Genomic DNA, 9,252 nt, shown 5'->3' on the forward strand with positions numbered 1-9,252 from the left:
AGATATTCCTTGCACGAGAGAAAAAAATCTCTTCAGCGAGGGAATATTTTCCTCATTACTGAGGAGAATATTCTCCATAGCGAGGAGAATTTTTCTCTCATAATAGAGAATATCCTCCCAGTGAGTAATACGCTCCCGGCCGCACGCTTATTTGGACGATATTCCGTATCTTTGCGGAAATGAATGAGAATATGAAGGAATATAAGGTATTGATATCGGCTCTTTTCGCCTTGATACTTATGGCCTGCGGCGATAAGCGGACGGATGAGAGGATCGTCAGCGTGACGATTGAGCCGCAACGGTATTTCGTGGGGAAGATAGCCGGAGATAAATTTACGATTAATTGTGTGGTTCCGGCGGGGCAAAGTCCGGAGACGTATGATCCTACGCCCCAGCAAATGGTGCAGGTGGGTAAAAGCCAAGGTTATTTAAGGATCGGATCGATCGGGTTCGAACAGGCTTGGATGGATAATATCCGGAATAATAATCCGGGACTTAAGATTTTTGACCTCTCCGAAGGAATTGATTTACTTAAAAGCCCCGAGGAAGAAGAGGAACATGATCACCGCCATCATCATCATCCCGGAGGCGTCGATCCGCATACGTGGAGCTCTATCTCCGGAGCGAAGGTGATCGCCAAGAACACTTTGGATGCCTTTGTGTCTTTGGACCCGGAGCATAAGGAATATTACCAAGCGAATTATGAGCAATTGACGAAAGAAATCGGAGAGACGGAAAAGACCGTTTCCGGTTTGTTACGTTCTCTTGACAATAAGACATTTATTATTTACCATCCGGCTCTGACCTATTTGGCCGACGAATATGGCTTAACCCAGCTTTGCATCGAGATGGACGGAAAAGAACCGTCTCCCGCACAATTAAAGGAACTGGTCGAGACCGCACGGGAACATGACGCGAAGGTCGTGTTTATCCAACGGGAGTTTGACCAGAAGAACGCGGAGTTGATCGCAAAAGAGACCGGTTGCCGCCTGATCCCGATCAATCCGTTGGATTACGATTGGAGTAAGGAAATGATTCATATCGCAAAATCGTTGGCCGATGGACAAGCTGATTGAGTTGAGAGAGGTTACCGCCGGATACGGTAATAAGATCGTTTTACGTAACGTGACGCTGGATGTGTGGAAAAATGATTTCTTGGGAATTATCGGACCGAACGGCGGCGGGAAAACGACGCTTTTAAAGTTGATACTAGGCCTGTTGCCTCCTGTATCCGGAACGATTCGTTTTTATGATAGCGATGTAGAGGTTCCTTTCTTGAAGATCGGTTATCTACCCCAAATGAGCCAGATCGATAAGAAGTTCCCGATCTCGGTACGGGAAGTGATCTCTTCCGGTTTATCTGCGGAGAAGCCCTTGTTCCGTTCATTCAATAGATCCCAGAGAGAGCGTGTAGACGAGGTGATCGTACAGATGGGATTGGAGGAGTTAGCGGGCAGGGCCATCGGTGAGCTTTCCGGCGGCCAGTTGCAGCGGGTCTTATTGGGGCGTTCTATCGTCTCCCGTCCGCAGGTATTGATCTTGGATGAGCCTAATTCGTATGTGGATAAACGATTCGAGTCTCGTTTTTATCAGCTCTTGGAAGAGATCAATAAAGAGAGCGCTGTCATCTTGGTTTCCCATGATATCGGTACGGTGTTGGCGATGGTGAAGAATATCGCTTGCGTAAACGAGACCTTCCATTATCACCCGGGAGCGAATGTCTCCGAGGAATGGTTGGGCGAGAAATACGCTTGCCCGATCGAGTTGGTGGGGCATGGCGACTTGCCGCACCGGGTCTTGAAGAAACATCCACACGAATAATTCTTTTTCACGAATAACTCTATTTTTATGATACCACAAATCATTTGCTGGATAAGTTTGCCGGAGATCGGTTATATCGTAGGTATTGCCGTAATCCTGTTCGGATGCAAGGCCGTATCGCAAAACCCTTTCATCAGTAAGAAACAAAAGATTCTTTGGATGCTGACGATCGTGTTCTTGAACTGGATCGGGCTGCTGTGGTATTATTATACATTTTATATGAAAGAAAAATGAAGGACAGGAAGATATTGATAACCGGAGCGAGTGGTTTTATCGGCGGTTTCTTGGTAGAGGAGGCGCTGCGCCGTGGTTATGAGACGTGGGCGGGTATCCGTGCGGGTAGCAGTAAAGCGCGTCTGCAAGATAAGCGCATCCATTTCATCGACTTGAAATATGGCGATCAGGAAGCGCTTACAGCCCAGCTCTCGGATTTTGCCCGTACGCATGGGGCATGGGACTACGTGATCCATAACGCCGGGTTGACAAAGACCTTGGACTGGAGAAACTTTTTCTATGTGAACTCCGATAATACGCGTCGATTTATCGAGGCTTTAGCCGCCGCCGGTTGCAAACCGAAGAAATTCCTCTTGATGAGTAGCCTGAGCAGTTATGGGCGAGGCGACGAGAAAACTTTCCGCCCGATACGTTTGGATGATCCGCAAAATCCAAACACGGCTTATGGATTAAGTAAGCTGGAGGCAGAGGATCATATCCGTAGACAAACCTATTTCCCTTACGTGATCTTGCGTCCTACAGGGGTATACGGCCCGGGTGAGAAGGACTATTTTATGGAGATACAAAGCATAAAGTCGGGACTCGATTTCGCCGTAGGCTCCATTCCCCAGCGAATCACGTTTATCTATGTGAAAGACTTGGCTACCGTGGCCTTCCTTTCCCTTGAGAAAGAGGAAATAAAGAACCGGCATTATTTCGTGGCCGACGGAGATGTCTACACGGATGAGTCGTTTGCCCGTATGATACAAGATATCCTAGGAAAGAAACGGGTATTGCATGCCCGTATACCGCTGGGATTGGTGCGTATCGCTTGCCATTGCTCCGAATGGATCGGTAAGCTGTTGAAGAAGAGTATGACGCTTAATAGTGATAAATACATTATCTTGAAGCAGCGTAACTGGATTTGTGATGTCACGCCTCTTCAAGATGATTTAGGTTTTACCCCAGCCTATCCTTTGCGTAAAGGATTGGAAGAGAGTATCGAATGGTATAAAAAGGAGGGGTGGTTGTAACAATCACTCCACCTTCTCGATCTTACCGGAGCCCATTACCTTCTTTTGGATATCTTGGGGATTTCCTTTGTACTTTACGGAACCGCTACCGGCGATCTCTGCCTTGATTTTGTTTACGACAGAGGCTTCTATGTCTCCACTACCGGCTATCTTGCACTCAAGCTCATCCATGGTACAATCGAAAGCACGTACTGTACCGCTACCGGCGATCGAGAATTCAGCTATGCCTACGGTTCCCCCTAGAACGATCGTGTTAGACCCGGCCATATCCCCGTTTAATTCCTCGCAATACACTTTATGGCTAACGAAATCTCCGCTACCGGCGATCTCTATCTTCAGGTTTGTAAAAGAGGCCGTGTCGTGGAATTGGATAATCCCGCTACCAGCTAATCCCGCCTCGAACTCCTCGGCTTGTAGAGGTGAGTTTATATTTACATGGGTACTTCCTGCCGCCGCTAATTTCTTTAGATTGCGGGAGTTGGCCGTAACCATGAACTCGGTCGGACGGAAATTCGTATGCTTCCTGAATTCTTTTTTCGGGCGGATCTTAAGCTTATGGTCCTCTACGTTAAACTCATATTTCTCGAAGATATTCCGGTCTGTCTTTATTTCCAAACCTTCGGGAGCATCGGACTGCGTGTAATTCACGATCATACCTCCTCCCTCTAACTCAAGACAGTCGTACTTGGAAACCGGGATGTTTTTCGTGGTGATATTGCCGTCTCCTTTTATGGTTTGTGTAGGGATACAGCTACTCAGTATAAATAAGCCACTTATAAGGAATAAAAGTGATCTCTTTTTCATCTAATTGATTTTTTGGGATGATTAATTTGCTTGTTTGATTTTTCCGACACCGGAGGCGGACTTCTTCGTATGTTCCGGATTGCCTTTATATTTAACGCTTCCCACACCAGAAGTGCTAGCGTCTAATTTCCGTGTAGCGTTCACTTCCATTCCTCCCACACCGGATACTTCGCATTCCAAATCCTCAACGGGGCAATCGAATGCATATACGTGCCCTACGCCCGATACGGAGTATTTACCTTTCTTGATGTTTCCATTCAGGTAAATATTGCCGACTCCGGATATGGCTACCTTGAAAGTTTCACAAGATAAATTAGCTAATTTCACGTCGCCTACGCCACTGATGTCAAAAGACGTATTTGTCAGTTGTAGCGGTTGATCGGCGATAAAGTCGATGCTACCGCTAATTCCTACTTTATTTAGGTTCTTGGAGGTTATGTTCAATACCAGTTGGGTCGGACAGATCTTCTTGCTGGATTTAGCCTTGATAACTAATTTGTGATCTTTATTTTTTATATCCAATAAGTCAAACAAATTCTCGTCCATAGTAATCTCCAGCGAGGAGGCGCCATCTGTTTGGGTATAATTGCATATCGCACGGTTCTTCTTGTTGAACGGATTGATACCTTTCGTCGGTTCGATATTGGACCCTAGATGTATCTCCTCGAAATCATCTATTTGAATGGTACGGGTAACAATATTCTTGTTCCCGTTGATGCCTCTCCGAGCATTTGTGCTGATACACCCTGTCATAGAGAGGATCACCAGCAGACATAGGTATATAATTCTTGTTTTCATTCTTTTACTTCTTCTACGATACCTTTACCGATTATTTTCTGTTGAACTGCCGTCGGGCCTTTGTAACGGATATTTCCTTTACCGATTACGTTGGCCTTTAAATTATCGGTAGCATGTACTTCCGCTAGGCCATTGCCTGTTACTTTGCAACTTAACTGAGGTACCGCTAACCCAAAAGCATGTATATCACCACTACTGATGATACTGTAGTCTCCTTCTTTTGCGTTACCTTTCTTGATCGTTATAGAGCCGGAACCATCGATATCACATTCGATCTTGTCGGCTTCCAGATGACTGACTACCATATTTGCGCTACCGGATACGTTCAAGTCCAGTTTACCGACTGTAACGGTCTCTTTCAGTTGCACCAAACTATTGGCGTTTGCTTTGATAACGGTCTCATCTCCGGTAAGCGGACTGTTTACCATGAAGTTGGCATTTCCGGAAACTTTTGCGGCGGCAAGCCATTTAGAATTCGTTTTTACGATAAACTTAGTAAAATGATTCACCTTCGCTCCTTTGAAAGCGATGGTTAAGACACGATCCTTGACTTCGATATTGACATATGGATGAAGATTCTGGTCTACGGTAACCTCCACAGTGGAAGGAGCATCGGATTGCTCGTAATTGAAATCAATTACGCCATCTACCTTAATCTCGTTATAATCGGTGACGGAAATCTTTTTAGAGGTCAATTTACCATCGCCTTTTACATGATCCGCGGCCCAACCGGTAGTGACCCATCCTAGGAAAAATACCATTAATAAGATAGCCTTTGTTTTCATAAGTATTGTTTTTTGTAATTCTACTTTTTAATTTAGACTCTATAAATAAAGAGCTGGTTACAAAAATAGCAAGAAAAAGCTACCGGATATCACATCTAGTAGCTTTTTTAAATTTGATAATGTGTGTATTTTTAAACAAAGTGTGTGTTCTATCAATTTGTACCTTGGATGGAGCCAGAGCCAGACTTTGATTTATTCACGTTCGCCGGGCCTTTATAGCGGATGTCTCCACTGCCCGAAACCGATAGGTTCATGTTATCTTTGGCATAAACACGGGCATCTCCGCTACCACTTACCGAGCAACTCAAATCGTTGACTGATAATTCGTATGCTTTTATATCTCCACTACCTGACACGGAATAGCGGGCTTCGTTTGCCTTACCTTTCAAAGTGATGTCTCCAGAACCGGAAACCTTGCTGGTGAGATTCTTGCAGTCCAAATCTTCAAAGACTAGATCGCCAGAGCCGGATACGGAGAACTCGCCTAATCGTAATTTCACGTTATGTGAGAACTTTACGTCGCTGGAGCCGGAAATCTTGATTTCCAGTTGATCCTCGGAAAAAGCGTTCTGGGCCTCAAAATCCATCGGACCGGAAGTCTTTAAGTATTTCAGAGTCTTTGAGCTTCCCTCGATTACATATTGGGTTGGTTTGATACGGGTTCCGTCTTGAATACGGATAGCTAACCGTCCGTTATTGGATTTGATCGAGAGGAGAGGGAACAGGTTCTCGTCAATCGTAATTTTCAGGGAAGCGCTTCGCCCATGCGTATATTTGAATACCGGGAATTTCTTGTTGCTTCTATTTCCCTCAAAATTATTGCCGGAATATTCGATATTTCCACCCAGTTCGATCTCGCTATAGTTATCTACCGATATCTCTTTCGTAATTATTTTCCCATTACCTTCCACTTTACTAGCCTCTGCCATGAAGGCACAAAAGATGAGGGCTATTACCGCTACTAATTTTGTTTTCATCGTTCGTATGTATTTTTAATGTTTATTTGACTTTGTTGATCGAGCCGGAACCCATGATAGACTTACTGATCTCCGGATCTCCTTTATAATGGATCTCACCGCTACCAACGATATTGGCATCCAAGATTTGCGTGGCATATACGCTGATCTCTCCACTACTGGCGATATTACACTCTGCTTTACGTACTTGGCAATCAAAAGCTTTAATCTCGCCACTTCCCGCTACATTGAATGAGGCACGATCTACGGTTCCTATTATTTCGATTTCCCCGCTGCTGGCGAGGCTGCAAGATAGGTTGTCCAGCTGTATATCCTTGGCGATGATATTTCCACTACCGGCCATGTTACATTCGAGCTTATAACCTTTTACGGGGCCTTTCAACTCAACGTTTCCACTACCGGCCATATTGATTTCCATCCGGTTTACTTTCGTCGGTTTGCTGATAACGAAACTACCGGAACCTACCGTATTCAACTCTTTTAGTTCCTTGGAGTTGGATTTTATCTTGTAGACGGTCGGCCTCAAGTCGTAGGAGTTATTATTAAAACCTTTCTTGATAGATTTCGGATAGATCTTTAACGTGCCGCCTTCTACTTCGGTCACGAGGTAATCAAATAAGTTCTCATCGATCGTTACGGATAGATAAGGCGTTTTATCCGACTGCTCATACTCGAAATCAGCGGAGCCAACGAACGTGATCTCGTCGTAATCGCTAATCTTTATCTCCCGAGTTTCCGGATTTCCATTCCCATCAATACGTTTGTCGGCGGCGAATCCGCAAACTGCGATCATCTGCATACAGCATATAAAAAGTGATACTCTCGTCTTCATTGTCTTTAATTTTTTAGGTTCTTTTCTTAATAGACGAGCGTAGGTTATAAAGGGTTGCAGAAACAGATGTTTTTTTTAATTTTGCATCAAGTTAGATTTAAACATAGGGAGTATGAAGACACTTATACACACGGACAAGGAACTGATCGAATCGATTATCCGCCAGAGCGATGTCTGCTTTGTGGGCATGGCGGATACAGATGGGACGCCTTATGTATTACCGATGAATTTCGGTTATAAGGATGGCGTGATTTATTTACACTCGGCGCAGGATGGACGAAGCATCTCTATATTGGAACGTAATCCGAAAGTTTGTATTACGTTTAGTATCGACCATGCCTTGGTTTTCCAGCACCCGGAGGTAGCTTGTAGCTACCGTATGCGTTCGAAGAGCGTGATCGCTTGGGGAAAGGTCGCTTACGAAGAGGTTTTCGACAAGAAGGTGGAAGCCTTGGATATTATCATGAAGCAATATTCTGATAAGACGTTCCGTTATAGTGATCCGGCGGTCCGTAACGTGAAGATTTGGACGGTAGATATAGATGAGGTCAGCTGTAAGGAATTTGGCGCTCCTCATAAGAAATCTTATTAAATCAATAAACGATATGAAAAAACTACTCCTTTTGTTCGTTCTATGTCTTTGTTTTCCGTTGGTTGACAAGGCTTGTACCTCCATTATAATCACAGGAAAGGCTACTCCCGACGGGCGTCCGTTGATGTGGAAACACCGGGATACCGGTGCTCCGTATAACCATATCGGTTATTTTGACGAAGGTGGCTATCGTTTTCTGGGGCTGGTAAATAGCGATGATCCGGAGGGAGCCGTGTGGACCGGAAGCAATGAGACGGGCTTCTCTATCATGAATACGGCTTCTTATAACTTGAAAGACGATGATATAAAGGAGATGGACCAAGAGGGAAACTTGATGCGAAAAGCCTTGAGAGTCTGTAAGACGGTGCAGGATTTCGAGCATTTCTTGGATACCTTGCCTCGCCCGATGCGTGTGGAGGCTAATTTCGGAGTGATCGATGCTTATGGTGGCGCGGCTTATTATGAGACGAATAATGAGCGATATTATAAGAAAGACGCGAATGATCCGAATCTGGCACCGGAAGGTTACTTGATTTATACGAATTTCTCTTTCGAGGGGCGTACGGATGAAGGCAAAGGGTATGTACGTTATGAGAATGCGAAAAAGATCTTTAAGGAAATGCAGGACGGAGGATTTACTCCTCAGCGTATCTTTCAACAGGCTTCCCGCTCTTTTTATAATGGCTTGCTGGATATCGATTTGATGGACAAAGAGCAAAGTCCGAACAATCGTACGGGTTGGTTTGTGGAGCAGGATTTCATCCCTCGTCTGGAAAGTACGGCCTCTATTGTAATTCAAGGCGTAAAATCTGGCATGAATCCGGAATTGACAACGATGTGGACCGCCTTGGGATATCCTCCTACTTCTGTCGCTATTCCTCTTTGGGTGAAAATAGGAAAGGAACAAAGTGCTTTAGTTACTTACGACGCATCCTATAAAACAGCCTTATTAGATTGGTATTCCGTTCAATTACAGAAGAATGTCTACTCCATACATCGTGGTAACGGTCAAAAGTATCTACATTGGCAACTGTTATGGAACGATGGTCAAACTGGTTATATCCAACAGCTTCGTGCGGTAGAGAACCGGATTTTCGATTTATTCGACGCCTGTAAGACAGAGTGGGAACAAAATGGATTGGATACAAAGGAAATACAGCGGCTGTATAAGGAAGTTGATAAGCTCGTAAATAAAGCCTTCTTGGGGTTTCCAAAATTATAACCATGAGGTCTTTTTCCCAATACTACTCCTTCCTTGTAGAATATATACTTCAAGTGCTCTAGGAGATATACTTCATAGATTTTACTGTTATATTCTAAGGTACTTCACATTTTAGAGAATGACTATGCCTAAATTTACTTCACAGATTTTACTGTTATTTTCTAAGGTACTTCA

11 protein-coding genes are annotated in these 9,252 nt (G+C 44.4%); 6 read left to right on the forward strand and 5 right to left on the reverse strand.

The genetic code is table 11. The features are described 5' to 3' along the window. The first annotated feature begins 191 nt into the window (after nt 1-191). From E5342_RS14315 to E5342_RS14330, 4 genes are read left to right on the forward strand one after another with little or no spacing between them, the layout of a single operon-like run. Nucleotides 192-1,076 (forward strand): metal ABC transporter solute-binding protein, Zn/Mn family, encoded by an 885-nt coding sequence (locus E5342_RS14315; RefSeq protein ID WP_121736074.1) that lies wholly within the window; start codon nt 192-194, stop codon nt 1,074-1,076. After that, a complete protein-coding gene (locus E5342_RS14320; RefSeq protein ID WP_121736073.1) occupies nt 1,060-1,821 on the forward strand; it encodes a metal ABC transporter ATP-binding protein in 762 nt (253 codons plus the stop codon). The genes E5342_RS14315 and E5342_RS14320 overlap by 17 nt, the downstream gene beginning before the upstream one ends. A 27-nt stretch (nt 1,822-1,848) precedes the next feature. Then, a complete protein-coding gene (locus E5342_RS14325) occupies nt 1,849-2,055 on the forward strand; it encodes a hypothetical protein (protein WP_135959639.1) in 207 nt (68 codons plus the stop codon). Further along, nucleotides 2,052-3,068 carry an NAD-dependent epimerase/dehydratase family protein gene (locus E5342_RS14330; RefSeq protein WP_121736071.1) on the forward strand — a complete coding sequence of 339 codons (1,017 nt, stop codon included), beginning with the start codon at nt 2,052-2,054 and terminating at the stop codon, nt 3,066-3,068. The genes E5342_RS14325 and E5342_RS14330 overlap by 4 nt, the downstream gene beginning before the upstream one ends. A 3-nt stretch (nt 3,069-3,071) precedes the next feature. Here the strand turns inward: E5342_RS14330 and E5342_RS14335 are convergent, their stop codons facing one another. The 5 genes from E5342_RS14335 to E5342_RS14360 form a co-directional block, all read right to left on the reverse strand. Further along, the gene (locus E5342_RS14335) at nt 3,072-3,872 is read right to left on the reverse strand and encodes a head GIN domain-containing protein (RefSeq protein WP_121736070.1); all 801 of its coding nucleotides are present in this window, start codon (nt 3,870-3,872) and stop codon (nt 3,072-3,074) included. A gap of 21 nt (nt 3,873-3,893) precedes the next feature. Further along, nucleotides 3,894-4,670, reverse strand: a complete 777-nt coding sequence (locus E5342_RS14340; RefSeq protein WP_121736069.1) for a head GIN domain-containing protein — start codon at nt 4,668-4,670, stop codon at nt 3,894-3,896. Then, a complete protein-coding gene (locus E5342_RS14345; protein WP_135959640.1) occupies nt 4,667-5,455 on the reverse strand; it encodes a head GIN domain-containing protein in 789 nt (262 codons plus the stop codon). The genes E5342_RS14340 and E5342_RS14345 overlap by 4 nt, the downstream gene beginning before the upstream one ends. A gap of 152 nt (nt 5,456-5,607) precedes the next feature. Continuing rightward, entirely contained in the window at nt 5,608-6,432 is an 825-nt protein-coding gene (locus E5342_RS14355; RefSeq protein ID WP_135959641.1) for a head GIN domain-containing protein, read from the reverse strand. A gap of 22 nt (nt 6,433-6,454) precedes the next feature. Next, nucleotides 6,455-7,264: a head GIN domain-containing protein gene (locus tag E5342_RS14360; protein ID WP_121736065.1), complete on the reverse strand. Its 810-nt coding sequence runs from the start codon at nt 7,262-7,264 to the stop codon at nt 6,455-6,457. 112 nt (nt 7,265-7,376) lie between these two features. Between E5342_RS14360 and E5342_RS14365 the strand changes: the two genes are divergently transcribed. Continuing rightward, nucleotides 7,377-7,856 (forward strand): pyridoxamine 5'-phosphate oxidase family protein, encoded by a 480-nt coding sequence (locus E5342_RS14365; RefSeq protein ID WP_121736064.1) that lies wholly within the window; start codon nt 7,377-7,379, stop codon nt 7,854-7,856. Nucleotides 7,857-7,869: 13 nt separating this feature from the next. Further along, nucleotides 7,870-9,078 (forward strand): hypothetical protein, encoded by a 1,209-nt coding sequence (locus tag E5342_RS14370; RefSeq protein ID WP_121736063.1) that lies wholly within the window; start codon nt 7,870-7,872, stop codon nt 9,076-9,078. Nucleotides 9,079-9,252 lie beyond the last annotated feature (174 nt).

The sequence above is a fragment of the Parabacteroides distasonis genome, assembly GCF_004793765.1.
Classification (GTDB): domain Bacteria; phylum Bacteroidota; class Bacteroidia; order Bacteroidales; family Tannerellaceae; genus Parabacteroides; species Parabacteroides distasonis_A.